A 19,356-nucleotide genomic window follows, 5' to 3' on the forward strand; every position below is an offset into this window, starting at 1 on the left:
CCTAAAGCATCGCCTCGTACATGTAGTAATGGCAACGCTCCATCCCCAGGCCCGCATAGGTAGCCTGGGCGCGTTCGTTTTCCGTCTCAACGTACAGGCGAATACCCACCGCACCGGCACCATCGGCCATCGACTTCACGTGCACATACATCTCCCGGAACACACCGGCGCGACGTGCCTCGGGTACGACGTAAACACTTTGAATCCACCAGAAGTCGCCATTGCGCCAGTCGCTCCACTCGTAAGTCACCATCAGGCAACCGACCGGCACGCCGTCCAGTTCCGCGATCAGATAGAAGCCTCGCCGCGGCTCATCAAAGATCGCGGCCACACCGCGCGCCAGCACGTCGTCATCGAGACGTTTTTCTTCCGTTTCCCACGCCATCGCGGCGTTCCAGCGGGCGATGTGCGCTGCGTCGAGCACTTCGGCCCGACGGATGTGAATGGTGTTCATGACGATCGGTTCACTCCGCGTGGCGCGCCGCTTCCACGGCGCACCTGTTTTTCAGGGAAAGGCAGGGCGGCAGGCGCGAGCGCTGCGACCGCATCCCAGCGGCGCACCCGAGGGGATGGACACAACGAGGCAAACCGCATGCGATGAAGTGTATCTCCTGGCGCCCAGAGCCGGGCGGCCCCACGACATCTCTCCCTCAGCCGGTGCCCCACCTCTGCCGAACAGCCTCCCGTTGCCGGGTCCTTACTATCCGGCGATGGATGGCCGTCTTGACCATCGACAAGCGGGCCAGCACGCGCTGATGGCGGTTCAAAAAGTCTTCGTGCTTCTCCATAAGCAAGTCACATTCGACCAACCGTTGAGGATACTTTTCCGTCGAGGTAAGACGGTCCAGGTCATGGTTGTGAATGCAAACCCCGAACGTCTTTACCAGAACCGGGCGTAGCCCGCTGGCGAGCAGACGTATGAAGAACTCGGTGTCCTCGACAAATCGAAGCGAGGGATCGAAATAGCCGACTTTTGCAAAACACGCCCTTTTGACCGTGACGCCGAAGCCCGTGCCGATGGACGTCGCCTCGAAAACAAGCTCCTCGTCGCTTGCATAGTCTTCCCGGAACTCCTTTCCACGCATGACAGAACGCGACCCCGCGTCGTTAATGAACTTCACATTGGTCCAGCTGAATCCGATGGATTCTGGCGTGCCCGAAAGGACCATGGCTGTTTTTTCGAGGAAATCGGGAAAGAACTCATCGTCGTCATCAAGAAAGGATACGTACTCGCCGCATGCCGCACGAATTCCCCTGTTCCGGGCCGCCGCCGCACCGAGACTGCGCTCATTCCTGACGATAGTGACCTTCTGCCGCCAGCCCGGGTCGATCAGGTCAGCGGCGCGTAGTTCAAGCTCAGAGCCGTCGTCCACAACAATGACCTCGAACGCCTGGTACGTCTGGTTCATCACGCTTCGCAAAGCGCGCCGGAGCATGTCGGGGCGATTGAGCGTGGGGATGATAATGGAGAAAACCGGACGATCTGGACAATGATTATGCATATCCTCAGAGTCTCGAAAAGTCGGCCCGGTTGCTCCACCGCCACACAGAGAGGACGCCCGTGTGCCCTTCAGGCGCTCACGCCGGGGCCCTACTCCGGGCCACCGAGGACATGCCGACGTGACACGTCAGCTCGATGAATTCCATTTCGCACACAAATCCGCCACGTCATACAGGCTGTCGGCTGCGGTGGCATCCACGTCAATATCGTCAACGTCGGCGCCATCCTTGAATATCACGATTGCCGCGTCGTTCGAGTACACGGTTGTGTAGTAATCAGATGCAATCGCCTCATCCATATCGCAAAATCTGAAGGCCAGGTTCGGGTATTGGTTGGCGCTGCTGTCGATACCCGACACCAGCCTCGTACAGAAATTGTTGTATTGGTCGCCGAAGACCACCAGCACGATATGATTTGAATTCAGCGTCGCATCAAAATTGCTGTCGTTAACAGTGTCCACGACACACTCCTCACCGATGGGTGATGCTCTGAATTTCCGTCCAAAAAGCGGAATGATGTCGCGATCCTGCGGCTACTAATGTTCGGCGGGTGGCCACGAGTGTCAATAGATGCATGGCACACAGGATGCCTGCCGCGGCCAGACGCCCATCGTTGGGCTTATTCCGGTGAGATGCGCGCTTACGCATCGTGCTCATGACTATCGTTTGTTCCGCAGGAGAGCGCCGCAGGTTAGTGAGCAACACTACCTGGGGCAGCGTGTACTCGATGAGGGCATCGCCAGTGCGCTATCGATGCAATCAACGCCCCTGCTCCAAACGCCTCGCCATCCTCCGACGAATCAACTCCGTTGACTCGGAAAACCTCGCCAGTACGCGCGGGTGGTTATTGATGAAGACCTCATGACGTTTCATCAGAAGGTCGCATTCAATCAACCGCTGAGGATAGTGCTCGGGCGCTGTAAGACGGCGCATGTGATGATTGTGCACGCGCACGCCAAAGGTATCCACGAGCACCGGGCGGAAGCCGGCCGCGAGCAAACGCACGAAAAAATCCGTGTCCTCGACGAATTGCAGTGAAGCGTCAAAGCAGCCAACACGTTCAAAACATGCCCTCTTTATCGTGACACCGAAACCCGTTCCGATGAATGCTGCATCACAAAGAAGATCTTCGTCGTCGGCATATCGGCCCGCGAATTCCCTTCGTCGCGTCAGCCCACCAAATCGCGAGTAGCAAACGTACGCCACATGGGTCCAGCTGAAACCAATCGACGTCGGCGTATAAGCAAGAGCTGCTGCGGTTTTTTCAAGAAAATCAGTAGCAAACTCGTCATCGTCATCCAGAAATGATACGTATGTGCCGCGCGCCTGGCGAATGCCTGTATTTCTTGCGTGTGCCACGCCCATATTGCACTGGCTGCGGATCACGATGACCTTCTTTCCCCAGCCTGCGTGGTCAGCGACACGCACATCCACATCCGAACCATCATCCACAACGATGATTTCGAAGTCATCACAAGTCTGGCTCATCACGCTCGTTATCGCCCTCACGAGCATGTCGGGCCGATTGAACGTGGGAATCACAACAGAAAAAAGGGGCTTAGCCGGAAGTTCGCTCTTCATGTCGCGATAGCCCCTCAAATCGACAGACGATGATGCAACGCGACGGGAGCCCTGGCATCAGGGCGGCTGATTCCACTTGCCGCATAACGATTTCACACAATCGAGAACCCCAGCGTCAGAGCTATTTACTTCGCGTCAATCGACATTCTTACCACCCTTGAACATCACCAGGCTTAAAGAGCTGGCATAAACGCCGATGTAATAGTCGTAGGAAACATCCTCTGCCGCATCACAAAAATTGAAGGTGATATTCGAGTAATCGGATCTGATCCCATCTATCTGCGAGAGCATGCTCGTACACGAACTATTGTTCTTGTTGCCGAACACAACCAGAACCGGATGGTCAGTGTCCACGATGGAATCAAACGTATTGTCATCGACGGCATTCACAGCGCACCTCTCAATCCCCTGTGGGCATGAAGTGTTCTGAAACAACATGCGGAGCCGGGCTTCGTTCCGGCGACGAGCAATGTTCAGCCAGCGACGCGGCGTGTCAATAGATACGGAGAAGCCAGGCCATGGTCACGGGGCGGTTCTCATGTCGAAGTGCGACGCTTGCGCGAGGCGCCAAGCTTTCGGGTAAGCGTGTTGCGGCCCACGCCGAGTGCCGCCGCCGCATGCTGGCGGTGACCGTCATTGGCGATCAGCGCGGCCTGAAGCAGGGTGCGATCCAGTGCATCGCGCGCGTGCGCATGAACGTCTTCGTCGCCGCGTGCCAACGCCTCTTCAGCCCAGCGGCGCAGTGCATCTGTCCAATCAGCATCACGCGTGCTGCTCGCCGACACATCGCCAAGATCCGCTGCCAGGATTTCCTGCCCGGGCGCAATCACTGCTAGCCGGCGGCAAAGATTTTCCAGTTCGCGAACGTTGCCCGGATAGTCGCGCTGCTCCATCAACTTCATTGCGCCACGCGAGAAGCGCTTCGGCGGTAGCTTAAGCTCGACAGCAGCCGTCGCGAGGAAGTGTTTCGCAAGCAGTGGAATATCCGCACGCCGCTCGCGCAATGATGGAAGCGCGATGCGCACCACGTCCAGACGATGCTTCAAATCCGCGCGGAAAAGACCACTTGCCACGCGCGCATCCAGATCCTGATGCGTGGCAGCGATGATGCGCACGTTGCCGCGCATCAACTCGCGCCCGCCCACACGATAGAACTCGCCACCGGCCAGAACACGTAGCAGGCGCGTCTGCAAGGCAATCGGCATGTCGCCGATTTCATCGAGGAACAGCGTGCCGCCGTTGGCCTGCTCGAAGCGACCAGCATGTCGGCGCGTTGCTCCCGTGAAAGCGCCCGCCTCGTGTCCGAACAGTTCGCTCTCAAGCAACTCAGACGGAATGGCGGCTGTATTCAATGCGACGTACGGGTGACCGTGGCGCGCACTCTCTTCGTGCAGAGCACGCGCCACAAGCTCTTTGCCCGTTCCGGTTTCGCCGGTGATCAACACATTCAGATCACTCGCCGCAACGCGACCAATGAGCCGGAATACTTCGCGCATCGCGGGGCTTTCGCCCAGCAACGCATGCGCATCAGGCTCGGGCGCGGGTGCGATATCTGTCGTCACCACACTGGCGAGTGCGCGCTCCACCGCTTCCACCGCCTGATCGAGGTCAAATGGCTTGGCGATGTAATCCGCCGCACCCGCCCGATACGCAGCCGCCGTTGTGGCCACGTCGGTGAACGCGCTCATGACGATTACAGGGCCAATGCCGCGCGCGTTCAGGTCTTCCAGCAAACGCAGACCATCTTCGCCAGGCATCCGCACATCTGTCAGCAGCAACGCGGGGCGATCTTCATCAAGCGCAGCACGCACCGCGTCCGCCGAGCCAAACTCCCGCACGCCATGACCTGCATCGCGCAGCGCTTCGGCCAGCACGAAGCGCACGCCGCGATCATCGTCGGCGATCCAGATATCAGTCATGGTGACGCTCCATGGGAAGGAATAGCGAGAACACGGTCTCGCCCGGGCGACTGGTAAAGCGCAGCTCACCGCCATGCTCACGCGCAATTTCGCGGGACAGCGCCAGGCCAAGCCCCGTGCCATCGGGCCGGCCCGATACCAACGGTTGAAACAACGTGTCGCGCAATGCGTCCGGCACGCCCGGACCATCGTCCACGACATCAATACGCAAGGCGCTGCGCACCGTGCGCTCGCCAAGGCGCGCACCATGCTCCACACGCGTGCGCAGAAGAATCGACGCTGCACCTGCCTCCGTCGCGTTACGCGCCAGATTCAGCAGTACCTGCAACAGGCGGTCGGGATCGCCCAGCGAATCAGGAAGACTCGGATCAAAGTCATGCCGAATACGCGGCGCATCCGGCTGCGCCTCCACCAGCGCCTCAAGACGCTCCAGCAGCTCGTGCACATTCACCGCTTCAATCCGCGCCGCGCCACCGTGCCGCAGCAGACCGTCGGCCAATGCAGCAAGCCGGTCAGCCTCCGCAATGACCATCGCAGCGAGCTGCTTCAGATCCGCTTCGACAACGCGCCGCTGCAACAACTGCGCAGCTCCGCGCAAACCCGCCAGCGGATTCTTCACTTCATGTGCAAAGCCCCGCAGCGTGGCCGACAACGGCGTTGACGCCGCATCCAACCCCGCCGCCAGGGGATGCAGCTCCAGCAACAGAAGCCCGTTGTCCAACGGCTGCACCGCCAGATCGGCCACCAACTCCCGCCCCCGTGTGATCCCCAGCGTGACGTTGCGCAAATGAAACGCCCGCTGCTCCGCCAGCGCCCGCCCCAGTTGCCCAGGCAACGAAGGCTCCCGCATCAACCCACTGACCTCCTGCCCCAGGGCCGTACGCGGCCCCACATCGAGAATCTCCCCCAACGCAGGATTCAGCCAGACCACCCGCAACGCCCCGTCCACCACGGCCAAACCCGTGCCCATGAGCGTTGTGAGGTCGAGCGAGGTGGGTGCATTCATTGCACCAATGTAGGGCGCACCCGAGAGCGGCGCAATCGGAACGTCAGAGCCCGACTGGACGGATTCCCATAGTTGAGGCAGCTGCACTGGGCTGCGGGCGCCGCAGCTTCAGACTGGTCTGCGCGTGAGCCGAGTTCAGGGCGAGCAGGAGCACCGGGGCCCAGGCAAGTGCGTTGAGCCGTGACCGGGATGAGCGATTCATGGCGTCACCCCCGTCGTAGGGGCGTGATCGACGGCCGCCTTCATGAGGCCGCGTGACTGCATCCACCAGACCAGTTCGTCGAACCAGTGGTCGCTTGTCACCCCTTTCGGCGTGAGGTCAAAGCCGTGTCCGCCCCGCTCATAGATGTGGAGTTCGGCAGGGACACCAGCCTTTCGCCACGCCGTGAATAGTTGCACTCCGTCGGCCGGCACATATTCATCGTCCGCCGCCGCTGCGATGAAGGCAGGGGGCGCATCGCCCGGCACGGGCGTGCGGAGCCCGCCATAGATCAGGCCGACGAAATCCGGACGGGTCGCCTTGTCGCCAATGGCAAGGTCTGCGGCAAGAAAGGCGCCGGACGAGAAGCCGATGACACCGACCCGCCGCGCATCGATGCCCCATTCCGCAGCATGGCCACGCACGATCATCATGGCGCGCATACCATCTTCCACCGCGTGCGGCTCCCCGGCGAAGCGTGGCATCTCTACGGGTGTGCCACTCTTTGCACGGGCCATGATCTCGTCCATCTCCGTCATGTGGACTTCGGGCATGTGCATCGCCGTATCCGGACTACGGATCGTGCGGTATTTCAGCACCAGCGCGGTGACGCCGCGCTGGGCCAGCTGCCGCGCGATGGCCGTGCCGGCGTGCTCGTAGGCCAGCCCGACGAACCCGCCACCAGGCGCGATGATCACGGCGGTGCCATTGGCGCGCCCGGGCGTGGGGCGGAACAATTCAAGCGTGGGATCGCTGACGTTGAAGATCATCGTCTCGCCCGAATCGCCCATGCGATCACGGCTTTCCGGAACGCCGAGCGAACCAACGGCACCCCTCGCGTACAGGGGAATGATCGTGCCACCCCTATCCGCCTGGGCGGCCACCGCGATCGGCATCCCCGCTGCCACCAGCGCTAGGCCCGCCATGGCCGCAACATGCTTCGCGAACATAGCCATGATCAGAGCCTCACCTTGAGGGTGACATACCCGGATCGCTCCTGGCTTGGCGCCACGACCGGGTAGCCCATGTACGAGTAGGGGTCCCAGGTTCGACGACCAGCCAGGTTACTCACTGAGACACCGAGCGTGAATCGCCCGATCTCATAGGCCGCCTGCGCATCAATGACCCCATAGCCGGGCACCGAAATGGTGTTGGGCAGCGTCAGTTCGCGCGCGCTGAAGGCAGTCATGCCTGCCCCGAAGGAAAGCCCCTTGGCAGGCCCGTTGAGGATTCGGTAGCGCGCGGCGATCCGGCCGCTACGCGTGGGCACCCGCGCGAGCGTGTCATCGGGTGCGACGCCGTCGTCGCGGGTCTGCGTAAATGCGTAGTTGGCCAGGAGCGAGAAGGCGGGCGTCGGCTCCCACACGACGTCGGCTTCTGCGCCCCGTGCCCGCTGACGGCCACTCTGGAGGTAGAAGCCGACGTTGTCGGGATCGGAGGTGACCACGTTCTGGTGAGTCTGGCGAAATAGCGCAAGCGTGCCGGAGACGTGCGTTTCGGGGACGGCCAGCTTGAGACCACCCTCGATGTTGCGCGAGGTTTCCGGCTTCGGCGCCTGCCGCCCGATGAAGCCAAAGGGCGCGCGGAAAGACGTCGCATAATCGGCGAACAAAGCGATACCGCTCACAATGTCAACCGTCGCGCCAAGGCGCGGGGAGACGTGCCTGTACGTCGAGTCGTTGGCAACGCCGAAATCGCTGTGCTCGACGAATTTCAGCGAAGTCAGTCTCGCGCCGGCGGTCACGTGCAGCGGGCCGTAGGTGGCCTGATCCTGCACATACGCCGCGGTGGTCTCATATCGATCATCGGTGTACGAATTCACCGGCGTCTGGGCGGTGTACCTCAGGTTGTAGCTCGGGTCGGCGAGGTTGATGGTGCCCGACGGGCTATCGCTGACGAACAAACCCATGGCGCTGTAAAAGCGGGTCCGGTCATAGCTGACCCCGCCTAGCCATTCGTGGGTTCCTCCAAGCATCTCGGTCTTGGCGGCCAGATTGGCATCAAAGGTGGTTTCCCGGGTCCGCGTCGCCATCGTGATGGGGAACACGTCATAGACCGGAGGCATGGCGTCGGACGGGACCAGGCCTGGATAGACGAAGCTTCCGCTCTCGTCGACCGTGCTCCGGTAATACCGTCCGATGACGGTCAGCTTCACGTTATCGGAGAAAGTGTGCCGCAGGGTGGCCGTGCCCATGCGGCTATCGATCTCGGTCAGGGGCTGGTCGATCGGCGAGCCGGGCAAGGCCCAGCGGTCGAGCCGGCCGGCCAGCGCCTCATCGGCCGGTAAGCCGGAGTATTCGAGGCTATTGCGGCGATTGAATTGGCCCTGGAGCAGAAGGTCAGTAGCATCGTCGATCTGGAACGCGAGCCCGGGCTGCACGGAGCGGCGATTGCCGTGGACCCTGTCGATCCAGCTGTCGTTGCTCTGGTAGTCGGCGGCGATGCGCGCGGCGATGCCCGGTGCCAGCGGCACATTGATGTCCGCCGAGGGACTCCACGTCGAGAAGCTGCCTGCGCGCAGGCCCACATAGCCGCCCAACGCATCGTCAGGGCGCTCGGTGGTGAGGTTGATGACGCCGCCGAGTGGGGAGCCGAGGCCGCCACCGTACAGCGTGGCACTTGGCCCCTTGAGCACCTCGATTCGCGCGACGCCCACCAGCCCGTTGGGGTCGTAGGCCTGCTGGTTGCCCGCGAAGAGCGCCAGGCCATCCACGTAAACCTCGGCCGGGAAGCCGCGCACGATCGGGGGGATAAACAGGACTTCATCCGAACGCGTGGGCGTCACACCCGAGACATTGACCAGGGCCTCGCCGAGGGTACGGCGGTCCTGCTCGTCGAGCAGTGATCGGGTAAGCACCTGTACGGACTGCGGTACCTCGATGATCGGGGTATCCGTGCGGGTGGCTGCACTGGTATTAGGCGCGGCGTAGCTATCGGCGTTGGCCGTCACCACCACCGGCGAGCTGGTCCAGCTGGGCTTTCCGGCGATGGATTGGGCTGAGGCTATCGTCAACGGTTTCCCCGCCGAGGCTTGCACGGCTGGCGTTTCGGCATCCATGGATGGCACAGCTGTGGCTCCCGCAAAGGCGGGGAACGCGAAGGCGAAAACAAAGGGCAAAGGGCGACGCGCCCAGCCTTGAAGGCGAGCGGATGCGCACGGGCAAGCCGCGCGAGGATGCGAATTCATAAATAGGTCCTGACGTGAGAACGCCGGCCATCTAGGCCGGAGCGAAGCGGGTCAGGCCTGATTGGGTGGGCCCCGGGGCGCGGCGTCGAGCAGCCACGGCGCCATGCGCGCGCGGGTGGAGAAGGCAGCGAGCGGTGTCTCGGCGGCAGGCAGCGGCGGACGCATGACCATGACGGGCAGCGGCGGCATCCCGGCAAAGTGAGCCAGGAAGCTGCAGTAGCCGCAGGCGTCCAGTGGCGCAGCAACGTGCTGGTTGGGATGAGTCGGGGCTTGGGCCGCGGGAACGATCGCGTGAGCCATGTGGCCGGAGCAATCCGGGCCCATGTCGGGCATGCCACCGATGCCCTGCATGACTTTGGCTGCCGGCATGGCGTGCGCCATGTTCAGCTGCGAAACCACAGGCATCAGCGACGCCAGGCCCATCGCCACGAAGGCGAGCCAGACGAAGATACGCTGATATGGGCGGTTGCGAGTGCGCATGGATCCCCTGGCGGCGGACGGCCGCACGGACATGATGCCTGTGGCGTGCGTCCAAGGCTCTGTGGCACGGTGCCGCGCCTGGATGCTTACGGCAAGACCAGGCCATCAGCTGGACCAGGGTCCAGGCTTGAGCGGCGGCTGTAGTCGCAATGCTTTAGGCAGCGTCTCGCCGGCGCCTCGCCTTGCATCGGCAACCGGTAGCCAGCCAGTGCGCGGTCTCGGCCACGCTTCATCAAGGCCGGGCCGGCACCTGTCCGAATCTGCAGAGTTGTGTGATGCCTGCCGACCATCCCGTGGCGCCGAAGGCCGCGATGTCGCTGCACCAACTATGAGAATTGCAGCGTACCAACTATGGGAATCACAATGCTCCGGAATTTGGCAATTGCCGTGGCTTCAAGCCCTCCGGCTGGGATTCGCCCGATTGGAATTCGAAGCGCTGCAGTCGCTCCTGCGACTGGACATCTGTTTCAGAGAGCGCTGATCGTTTTTCCGACGATGATCAAGCACGGTGCTCAGAAGGCCCTTCCTTGGAACGCGCCTACGACTCGTAAGTTTTAGGATTTGTCGGCAGGCCGATCTTTTGCACGGAGCACTCCAGGTCCGGCCGTGGAGTTTGGACGGCAGTCGAGTCAATCAGCCATTTCAGTAGCAGAAATTTCGTCCAGTGAAGCCGCCCAACCAGTGATCAATACCCCAATAAGTACGAGGATGAGACCCCATGCGCCTCCAAACAACGAGAAAGCCGGAACGGCAAACACCAAGAACGCATAAGCAAAGTAAAAGCACTCAGCTTTGCTTGGGCCGGCCTGAACATCCCTCCTGTCGCGCAGTGGCATTAGCGGCCCTTCGAACACCTCGCTCTGCTTGAACTTCAACAAGTAAGTTGGCATATCGAATGCGTGCACCGACCGGATCTCTTCCGCAGGAAGCAGGATGTCGAAATCCTCGATAGGGCGCTGATCTGGGTCAGCCGACCCGGCGTGCAACCACGAGTAGTCGGTGACTGGTTCGAATTGGTGCCTCTCAGTTCGATAGCCTGATAGAAATGGTTCAATTCGAACCCATTCACGCTCGCCGCGGTTGGTTGAGGTGTCAATCGCGTAGCCGACGTACACCTTTCCGGAGGCCATCGTGAGCATCACAGGAAGTTTACGGGCTCGTGGCCCAAAGGAATTCCTCGAGCTCACTTAGGCAGCTTAACCGCATCAATAACGCGACCCGTAAGGATTTGCATAAGATGAGGGGAAAGTTTAATACCCAGGCGAGGGCTATAGCCAAGGGAACAGATGCAACTGCCACCGAACCTAATGAGCTCGAGCCTGCATCGCTTCCGAACGCCTTAAGTAGTCGTGCAATGCAGCCCTGGAAGAACGAGCCAGCAATAGGTGCCAGGAATACCTCGTGCACCGTAAACGCGCTAAATGCCGCCATCGCCAATGCGGCGATTACTACTAGAAAATACAGAGCGTGCCCATCACTGCGGAAAACGTGGGGCCGCCACATCAAGCTCCGACGCGCAAGAAGGTATCCTGCCGCAAGAATGAGCAATGCATAAGTCGTGCTATTCATCCTTGAAACGCTTCCCAGGTGCGAGCGACCCGCCCGGAATAACTCATGCGACTATGGATTAAGACTTCCTGGCGGCCATCTGCCTGGAGAGTTCAGCGAGGGCAGATACCTGACGCTTGTATTCGGGACTTTCGTGAAGCTTTTTCCTATCCGTGGAAACGCCGCCGTCCTTAGCATTCCGGAAAGCTGCGAACGATTTCTGACCTTCAGATTTTATCTCGCCATTCTTCGACATTTTCGTGCCTCCTTCCTCCGAATGCACAGAATACGCAAAACTCTGACCTCACGTGTAACCAATTGATTCATCAGTCGGTGGTAGCTGTTCTATAGAACATCTCAGCGCAGCCAGAGATCGGAAGCAGCCCTTACTCCCATTCGTTCTGGCGCTCGGGGCCCTGGTGCTGTGGATTCCCGGTCGACTCGCTGTCTGGGGCCCGGAGCGGCTGGCTGCCCGTGTGTCTCTGATCGTGGCGATGCGCACGGCGCGAAAAGAACGCGCTTCCCTGTTGTGAGATAGTCGCCTCCGCGACAGCCTCACCCGCCGACGCCGCATGTGCATTTTGCCGACTCCACGGGACAACACATGAACGCAGTCCAGCTTCGCCGCACCTTCCTCGACCTGACCACCCCGCACATCGCCGATGCCTGCATGCGACTGGGCATCCCCGTTCGCTTTGCGCCAGCAGGCATGCGGCCGCTGTGGGAGAACGCGCGGGTGGTTGGGCGTGCGCGGCCGGCACGGCATTACGGAAGCGTCGATGTGTTTCTCGAAGCCATCAGCCATGCGTCGCCCGGGGATGTGCTGGTCATCGACAACGGCAACCGGCAGGACGAGGCCTGTGTGGGCGATCTGGTGGCACTGGAGGCGAGTCGCGCGGGCATCTCGGGGATCGTTATCTGGGGTCTTCATCGCGACACCACTGACCTGAAGACCATTCGTCTGCCCGTCTTCAGCACGGGAACGCTTCCCGTCGGGCCACAGCGGCTGGACCGTCAGGAAGACGATGCGCTTGCCTGCGCGTTGTGCGGCCCGCACCGCGTCACTGCCGACGACGTCGTCGTCGGCGACAGCGATGGCGTGCTTTTCATTCCGCTCGCTCGCGCAAGCGAAGTGGCTGAGGTTGCCGCTACCATTCGTGACACCGAACGGAGCCAGGCTGCGCTGATGCTCATGGGTACGTCGCTGCGCGAGCAGACCCGCTTCGATGCGTTTCTTGCCGCGCGACGCGCGAATCCCAGCCTCACATTCCGCCAGCACCTGCGCTCGGTGGGCGGGGAAATCGAGGAATAGTGTCCGCGATTACCGGACGCAATGCCGCGAGGGGAAACGCGACATTGCACCAGGCCGCTGCATGCGCTTAAACACCCGCCCGATCATTCTCCGCACTGATCTGCTGCAAATCCAGATCGCGTTCGAAGTAGTGCAGTAGTTCGTCATGGATTTGACCGCTGCGATGCAACCGCAGCAGTTCAGCGCGGCCTGCACGGATCGCTTCCAGAATGAGCGTGTAGTGCGCTTCGCGGCCACCCGCAAAATTGGCGGGTGCCAGGTTGTATTCCTCGCCGATCTTCACCCGATAGCTGTATTGCTCCAGCAGGCGCGGATGGATCACGCGGCCCTCGCTGTCGTGCGCGTGTGCATGGATGACCGCCAGTTGCGCCTTGTCGATGAGCAAGCCCGCCTGCCCTTCGTTCAAGTGGCCCGCGTCGCTTTCGCTCAGGCGATCCAGTCCCAGCCAGCGAATGATCGGGGCCATGGTGCCGCCCTGCACCACCACGGTGACGAGGATCACGGCGAATGCGGCCGCCAGGGTCAGGTCGCGGCCGGGCATGGCTTCGGGCAGCGACAGCGCAATCGCCAGCGTCACCACGCCGCGCATGCCCGCCCAGCTGAGCAGGAATGATCCCCTGGGTGACGGCGGCGCGGGTCTGCGCCCAACGAGGCGGCCGAGGGACACGCGCAGATAGTCCGTGGCGTAGACCCAGAGAAAGCGGGACACGATGACGGCCGCCAGCACGGCAAGAATGGGATAGCCCAGCGCATGCAGCGCATCGCCCAAACCGCCCAGGCGCTGCACCACACCGCGCAGGGAGAAGCCAATCAGGATGAAGACCAGAGCCTCGAGCAGGAAGATCATCACTCCCCAGAACGACGTTGCGCGGACACGCACGTTCGCGGAGAAGATTTCATGCTGGAACCAGCCGAAGATGATGCCCGCCGTGACCACCGACATCACGCCGGACACATGCACCGACTCGCCGCCGATGTACGCCGCCCATGGCGACAGGCAGGCCACGGTGATGGCCAGGAACATGTGGTCGATCCGCTTCAGCACCTGCACCACCGCGAACCCGATGACGGCACCCACCGCGATGCCGCCCAGTGCGAGCAAGCCGAAACTCATCACCGCTTCCTGTGCGCTGAAGGCACCAGTCAACGCCGCAGCCACCGCAAAGCGGAACAGGACCAGGCCCGTTGCGTCGTTGAGCAGGCTCTCGCCTTCCAGCAGCACCATCAGCCGGCGCGGCAGCCTGACCTTGCCCAGCACCGCCTTGGCGGCCACGGCGTCGGGCGGCGACACGACCGCGCCCAGCGCAAAACACGCAGCCCAGGGCAACGACGGCAGCACCCAGTGCACCGTGGCGCCCACCACCAGCGTGGTGAAGATCACCGCACCGACGGCCAGCCACAGGATGCCGCCCAGATAACGCCGAAAGTCCGCCCACACGGTATAGAACGCACCGTCCATCAGCAGCGGTGGCAGGAAGACCACCAGCACCAGTTCCGGATCAAAGGTGACCGGCGGCACACCCGGCAGAAAGGCGATGCCGATGCCGCCTGCCAGCAACGCGGCGGCGGTCGGCAGGCGCAGGCGCCGCGCGATCAGCTCCAGCGCCACGATGGCAACCAGCAGGATGAGAACGAACTTGAAGGTATCGGTGGAAGTCATGGCGGCAGACGTCAGCTTCGGGGCAACGGCGCCAGCATAGGGGAAGCGGTGCGGCCCGACACTCCTGCATTCGGTCAGGCCGCACGCGTCGTAATTACAGCGGCGAGTGGCAATCCATGAAGGTCACGCCGGAACCGCGCGTCTGATCCAGAATCCAGGGTACGGCGACCAGCGCCTTGGGATGAATGTCATGGAACAGGATCACGCCGTGGCGCCACAGCAGCATCAATGTGAGCACGCGCTGCTTCACCTGATCCGCATTGACCTTGTTGTTCCAGTCCTGCGAGTCGATGTTCCACAGCATCACGCGAATGCCCTGGGCGTCGAAGAACTCGCCACTGTCTGCGCGACGCTGGCCATAGGGCGGACGGAACAGCGGCTGGTAGCTTGCCGGCATGGTGTCGTGCACCAGCGCGGTGGTGCGCGTCACCGAGCTTTGCCAGTCCACCCATGAGCTGTGCGACTTGTGTTCCCAGCCATGGGCACCCACGCACATGCCTGCATAGTTCTGCGCGAGCTGTGCTGCGGGCGTCTGCTTCAGGCGCGCCTCCAGATTGCCGCCCAGCACGAAGAACGTTGCGTTCAGATGCGCGTTGCGAAGCATGGCCTGCGTCTTGTCGGTGGTGCCATCCGCGCGGGTCGGACCATCGTCGAAGGTCAGGAGGAAGGTGCGGTCGGCCGGTTCATTGCCGCTGAGTTCCTTCGCAGAGAACGTGTCCACTTCGCTGCTGATGTGTGGGAAGAGCGCACCCAGACGCAGCAACTCGTTCAGATAGACGCGATGAAATTCGCGCGCGTTGGCGAACCAGGCGTCGTAGCGTGCGGACGGTGCTGACGCGAATGCCATCGCGGCCTTGCGGAACGATGTCTCGTCGCTGGCCTTCGGGCAGAACGGCTCGTCACCTGCGCAGCGGGCAGAAGCCAGCGCGTAGCCTGTGGCGAGGCGCTTCCAGTATTTGCTGCGGATGGTTTCCACCGAAGCGTGATCCACCTGCTTGATCTTCAGCAGCGCCATCAGATCGTCGTCACTGAGCTTTTCGCTTTCCGCCAGCTCGTGTCCGAACACCAGCATTTCAGCGCGCGACGCGCGATCGAAGGCGGCAGTACTGTCCACACTGTCCGGCCAGAGGGTGCGATCGGGCGCAGCCACCGCGCTGGGGCCCACGGCGAAGGCCGGAGCGCTCATCAACAGAAGTACACCAATAACGAATGGCTTGATCATGTCTCGTTCCTTATAAGAAACAAGGCACCCGGTGGGTGCCTTGTTGTCACGCATGAAACGTAAGGAGTTACGGGGTGCCGCCAAGGCGCTGGATGGCCTTGTCGTATACCGGGTTCGCCTTCTCGCGACGGGCCGACTTGTAGTTGTTCAGCGCGTCTTCGTTCTGACCGGCGTCTTCATACAGCTTGGCGATGTTGAAGTACGAGCTGGCGCGGATGGTCGCGGCGTTGGGGCCCGATGCCAGCGCAATTGCCTTGCGGTCTGCCCAGATGGCTTCGGCTGCGCGACCCGCCTTCTGATACGACAGGCCAAGGTTGCTGTACGCCTGACCGTTGTTCGGGTTGAGCTCGATGGCGCTCTGGAACAGCGCGATGGCGTCATCCAGACGACCGGCGTGGTACGCCGATTCGCCAGCGAGGTTCTGCGCCTTAGAGCGCACCGGGTTTGCCGGGCCTTCGTTGGCGGCAACCACGGCCGTCTGCTCGTTGGTGTAGCTGGACACCTGACCGATCACGTTCTGCGAATCGGTGTTGACGCCGCGCACCGTGTTGATGTCCTGGAACTCGCCTTCACCCGTGATGCGGAACACCGTCCACAGGTTACCCACCTTGCCGGTCGGCACGTAGTACGTGCGCACCAGCGACTGACCCACATACACGAACACTTTCGCTTCGCTTGCAGACAGATCAGTGGAGCTGGGCGAACCGCGATGCGTGTAATCGTGCACGGCGTAAACATACGTTTCGCCTTCGTGCTTGCGCTCCAGCGTGATCGTTTCCGGGCCGAAGCTGTCGGTGTCGTCAACGTCCAGATTGGCGTCCGTGCCACGCTTGGAAGCGTAATAGATGTTGTTGCCCGGATATACGATGTGCGAATCCAGATCGCGCGGATTCGCGCCCCAGGTCAGCACGATGCGCATGCCGTCGAGGTTGCGCATCACCGGGCTCATGGCATAGGTCATGCCTTCGCACGGGCACTTGGCCACGAGGTTGGAGTAACCGTCTTTCTTCAGGATGATCAGCGTTTCGCCATTGTCCGGAAAGCCCGGGGCCAGCTGCGCCTTGCCCTGCGCGTCACTGAGCGCCGAGGCGGATGCCTCGCCATTCTTCTGAAGAATGACGGTGGCGCCAGGAATGACCTGGTCCTTTACGGTGGCGCTCAACACCTGCACGGAGGCAGCGTGGGCACCCACGGTGGCAAACAGCAGTGCGAGAGCGGAATACTGCATGCGAAACGCGGCTTTCATGAATCGTCCTTGGTACTCAGGTTGAGTGGCGTGGCGGCATCATAGGGACGCCTCACGAATAATCGGGGCTTAATTTCTGACAAATTCGGGATGATGGAAGGCGAGGTCGTCAGGCGGCCAGCGCAATGGCTCCGGCAAAGATGGCCAGGGCGCCGCCCAGCCACAGGCCCAACATCGGCCGGTACATGCGGGTGCGATTGATCACGCAGAACATGAAGCCCGGGATCACAAAGCACAGCATCGCCTTCATGGGGTCCATCACAAACGACATCACGCCCGCGATGCCCTGCGCCAGCACCATCGACGCCATGCCCGCCAGGATGACGATGCCCCAGATATGTTCCATCCCTGCTCCCTGTTCTTTCACGCTACGGCAGCGCGTGCGCTGCCATCCCCAGGCGCGGATCATCCGGCATGAACGCGCGTAGCGCCAGCCCCTAAGGCTTCAACCAACACGGGTATCTGATAGCGCGTGCTGCGCCCGCCACCGGGCAAGCGCACGAGACATCCCTTTTCAACAAGGTCTGCAAGGTGACGCGTCGCCGTCGCCTTCGACACCTTTGCCACTACCTGATAGTGCGCAGCACTGATGCCGTGGGCGAATCCACGCTCGCCACCATCGAGCAACCGGTTCAGTACACGCGTCTGCTCGGTCGATAGCGCGATCTGTCGATGGACCTGCCAGAACCGCGCGTTCATCAGCACCCGTTCGATGCGCTCCAGTGCATGAAGCAGGCTGTCGTGCAGCGTTTGCAGAAACCAGCGCAGCCAGTGAGTGATATCCAAACCGGCCTTCTGACTGGATTCCAGCACGCGGTAATAGCCTGCGCGATCCGCGAGGATGCTCGCCGACATCGCATAGAAACGAATGGCCTGATGCTCGGCCTGCGCAAGCGCCAGATCGGTCAGGGCACGCGTCAGGCGACCGTTGCCATCATCGAACGGATGCAACGTCCCCAGCCAGAAATGCGCCACCCCTGCCCGTAGCAGCGGATCAAGTGCAACGTCACGGCGGCTGCGGTCAAACCACTGAAGGAACGCATCGACCTCACTTTCCAGCCCATCGCGCAGAGGTGCTTCAAAGTGCACAACCGGACGATCCATGCGACCGGATACGACCTGCATCGGCTCATTGCCCCGAAGGCAGCCGACGCGCACGTGGCGATTGAAAATCGTCTGCCGCGGCGCCCGCCATGCCCAGCAATCGCCCCTGCGCCTGCTGGCAGGCACGCAGAAGGGGAGCCAGCTCGTCAGCTTGCCAATGAAATTGAGGCCAATCAGGCTGTTGCCAGATCCAGCGAGGGGACATGAGGCTTCGGCTCCCGAAGAGGGTGAGCCGATGATAAGGCCTATTCGGCTCAGGCCGCCGTGCGGCGCTGTACCTGATAACGCTCCAGCCAGTGCGCATAGGGCGCGGGAAGCACCCACGACGGCTTCTCCACACCCAGTTGCTGTGCGGCTTTATAGGTCCAGTGCGGGTCGGCCAGGTGGGCGCGGCCAACCATCACCAGATCCATCGAGCCGTTGGCGATCACGCGTTCGGCCACAGCCGGATCATCCATGCCCCAGGACGACGCGACCGGCAGGCCGGCTTCGCGGCGCACGCGGGCGGCAATCGGCTCCAGGAACGCGGAGCCCCACGGGATGCGGGTTTCCGCGATGGTGAAGCCCACGCTCACGTTCAGCATGTCCAGACCGCGCTCGACAAAGTGGCGGGTGATAGCGATGGACTCGCTCAGCGTTTCTTCGTCGCGACCGTCGTATTCGAGGACGCCGAAACGGGCCGTCAACGGCAGACTTTCGGGCCACACGGCGCGCACGGCAGACAGCGTTTCCAGCAGGAAGCGGCTGCGCCGGGCGAAGTCGCCGCCGTAGCCGTCGGTGCGCTGATTGGTGTGCGCGGAGAAGAACGTCTGCGCGAGATAGCCATGTGCGAAGTGCAGTTCCAGCCATTCAAAGCCGGCGTCGCGCGCGCGGATTGCCGCGGAAACGAAGTCAGCCTTCACACGTTCAATATCGTCCAGCGTCATCGCACGCGGCACGCGCGGCAAGCCGCCGCCGAAGGCTATCGCTGAGGGAGCAATCGTTTCCCATGCGCGCGCGTCGTCCGGCGCGATGTGATCGTCGCCTTCCCACGGAGAGTTCGCGTTGGCTTTGCGACCCGCATGGGCAAGCTGGATGCCAGGCACGGCGCCTGCCGATTTGATGGCCGCTGCAATGCGCGCCATGCCTTCGGCCTGACCGTCGTCCCACAGACCGGCACACGACGGGGTGATGCGACCTTCCGGCGACACCGCCGTGGCCTCCACGATCACCAGACCTGCGCCGCCACGCGCGATACCCGCGTAGTGCACGGCGTGCCAGTCGCTGGTCACGCCATCAACGGCGCTGTACTGGCACATCGGAGGCACGGAAATGCGGTTGCGCAGGGTGACATCTTTAAGTTTGAACGGGGTAAACAGCGAGGACATGGGACGACTTCCGAATCAGGCAAGC

The 19,356-nt window shown here is 62.0% G+C and carries 19 protein-coding genes; 1 reads left to right on the forward strand and 18 read right to left on the reverse strand.

The window, feature by feature from the left end; genetic code table 11:
- Position 1: 1 nt before the first annotated feature.
- From FHW69_RS05125 to FHW69_RS05175, 11 genes are all read right to left on the reverse strand, one after another.
- Positions 2–454 carry a GNAT family N-acetyltransferase gene (locus tag FHW69_RS05125; RefSeq protein WP_183421911.1) on the reverse strand — a complete coding sequence of 151 codons (453 nt, stop codon included), beginning with the start codon at positions 452–454 and terminating at the stop codon, positions 2–4.
- Between the two features lie 196 nt (positions 455–650).
- Positions 651–1,502, reverse strand: a complete 852-nt coding sequence (locus FHW69_RS05130) for a glycosyltransferase (RefSeq protein ID WP_183421912.1) — start codon at positions 1,500–1,502, stop codon at positions 651–653.
- 126 nt (positions 1,503–1,628) lie between these two features.
- A complete protein-coding gene (locus FHW69_RS05135; RefSeq protein ID WP_183421913.1) occupies positions 1,629–1,961 on the reverse strand; it encodes a hypothetical protein in 333 nt (110 codons plus the stop codon).
- A 298-nt stretch (positions 1,962–2,259) separates the two neighbouring features.
- Positions 2,260–3,081 (reverse strand): glycosyltransferase family 2 protein, encoded by an 822-nt coding sequence (locus tag FHW69_RS05140; protein ID WP_183421914.1) that lies wholly within the window; start codon positions 3,079–3,081, stop codon positions 2,260–2,262.
- Positions 3,082–3,216: 135 nt separating this feature from the next.
- Complete coding sequence (locus tag FHW69_RS05145; RefSeq protein WP_183421915.1) at positions 3,217–3,471, reverse strand: hypothetical protein; 255 nt, start codon at positions 3,469–3,471, stop codon at positions 3,217–3,219.
- Between the two features lie 146 nt (positions 3,472–3,617).
- Complete coding sequence (gene ntrC / locus FHW69_RS05150; RefSeq protein WP_183421916.1) at positions 3,618–5,000, reverse strand: nitrogen regulation protein NR(I); 1,383 nt, start codon at positions 4,998–5,000, stop codon at positions 3,618–3,620.
- Entirely contained in the window at positions 4,993–6,006 is a 1,014-nt protein-coding gene (locus FHW69_RS05155; RefSeq protein ID WP_255494512.1) for an ATP-binding protein, read from the reverse strand. Before FHW69_RS05155 ends, ntrC begins: the two co-directional genes overlap by 8 nt.
- Before the next feature lie 198 nt (positions 6,007–6,204).
- The gene (locus tag FHW69_RS05160; protein WP_221195372.1) at positions 6,205–7,161 is read right to left on the reverse strand and encodes an alpha/beta hydrolase; all 957 of its coding nucleotides are present in this window, start codon (positions 7,159–7,161) and stop codon (positions 6,205–6,207) included.
- Between the two features lie 2 nt (positions 7,162–7,163).
- On the reverse strand, positions 7,164–9,263 hold the full coding sequence (locus FHW69_RS05165) for a TonB-dependent siderophore receptor (RefSeq protein WP_183421917.1): 2,100 nt from the start codon (positions 9,261–9,263) through the stop codon (positions 7,164–7,166).
- 180 nt (positions 9,264–9,443) lie between these two features.
- The gene (locus FHW69_RS05170) at positions 9,444–9,872 is read right to left on the reverse strand and encodes a DUF2946 domain-containing protein (protein WP_183421918.1); all 429 of its coding nucleotides are present in this window, start codon (positions 9,870–9,872) and stop codon (positions 9,444–9,446) included.
- A gap of 629 nt (positions 9,873–10,501) precedes the next feature.
- Positions 10,502–11,002 (reverse strand): hypothetical protein, encoded by a 501-nt coding sequence (locus FHW69_RS05175; protein ID WP_183421919.1) that lies wholly within the window; start codon positions 11,000–11,002, stop codon positions 10,502–10,504.
- A 1,022-nt stretch (positions 11,003–12,024) separates the two neighbouring features.
- Between FHW69_RS05175 and FHW69_RS05180 the strand changes: the two genes are divergently transcribed.
- On the forward strand, positions 12,025–12,732 hold the full coding sequence (locus FHW69_RS05180) for an RraA family protein (RefSeq protein ID WP_183421920.1): 708 nt from the start codon (positions 12,025–12,027) through the stop codon (positions 12,730–12,732).
- A 67-nt stretch (positions 12,733–12,799) separates the two neighbouring features.
- Here the strand turns inward: FHW69_RS05180 and FHW69_RS05185 are convergent, their stop codons facing one another.
- The 7 genes from FHW69_RS05185 to FHW69_RS05210 all read right to left on the reverse strand — a co-directional run bounded on the left by FHW69_RS05185 (position 12,800) and on the right by FHW69_RS05210 (position 19,331).
- A complete protein-coding gene (locus FHW69_RS05185) occupies positions 12,800–14,392 on the reverse strand; it encodes a Na+/H+ antiporter (protein WP_183421921.1) in 1,593 nt (530 codons plus the stop codon).
- 94 nt (positions 14,393–14,486) lie between these two features.
- Positions 14,487–15,614 carry a polysaccharide deacetylase family protein gene (locus FHW69_RS05190; protein ID WP_221195373.1) on the reverse strand — a complete coding sequence of 376 codons (1,128 nt, stop codon included), beginning with the start codon at positions 15,612–15,614 and terminating at the stop codon, positions 14,487–14,489.
- Between the two features lie 67 nt (positions 15,615–15,681).
- A complete protein-coding gene (locus FHW69_RS05195) occupies positions 15,682–16,860 on the reverse strand; it encodes a tetratricopeptide repeat protein (protein WP_221195374.1) in 1,179 nt (392 codons plus the stop codon).
- Positions 16,861–16,969: 109 nt separating this feature from the next.
- Positions 16,970–17,206 carry a hypothetical protein gene (locus FHW69_RS05200; protein WP_183421922.1) on the reverse strand — a complete coding sequence of 79 codons (237 nt, stop codon included), beginning with the start codon at positions 17,204–17,206 and terminating at the stop codon, positions 16,970–16,972.
- A gap of 59 nt (positions 17,207–17,265) precedes the next feature.
- Positions 17,266–17,985 (reverse strand): Fic family protein, encoded by a 720-nt coding sequence (locus FHW69_RS05205; RefSeq protein WP_255494514.1) that lies wholly within the window; start codon positions 17,983–17,985, stop codon positions 17,266–17,268.
- 4 nt (positions 17,986–17,989) lie between these two features.
- Positions 17,990–18,268: a DUF4172 domain-containing protein gene (locus FHW69_RS19190; RefSeq protein WP_343203963.1), complete on the reverse strand. Its 279-nt coding sequence runs from the start codon at positions 18,266–18,268 to the stop codon at positions 17,990–17,992.
- Positions 18,219–19,331, reverse strand: coding sequence for an NADH:flavin oxidoreductase/NADH oxidase (locus tag FHW69_RS05210; protein ID WP_183421923.1), 1,113 nt, complete (start codon positions 19,329–19,331; stop codon positions 18,219–18,221). Before FHW69_RS05210 ends, FHW69_RS19190 begins: the two co-directional genes overlap by 50 nt.
- Between the last annotated feature and the right edge of the window lie 25 nt (positions 19,332–19,356).

It is taken from the genome of Luteibacter sp. Sphag1AF (assembly GCF_014192715.1).
Lineage (GTDB): Bacteria > Pseudomonadota > Gammaproteobacteria > Xanthomonadales > Rhodanobacteraceae > Luteibacter.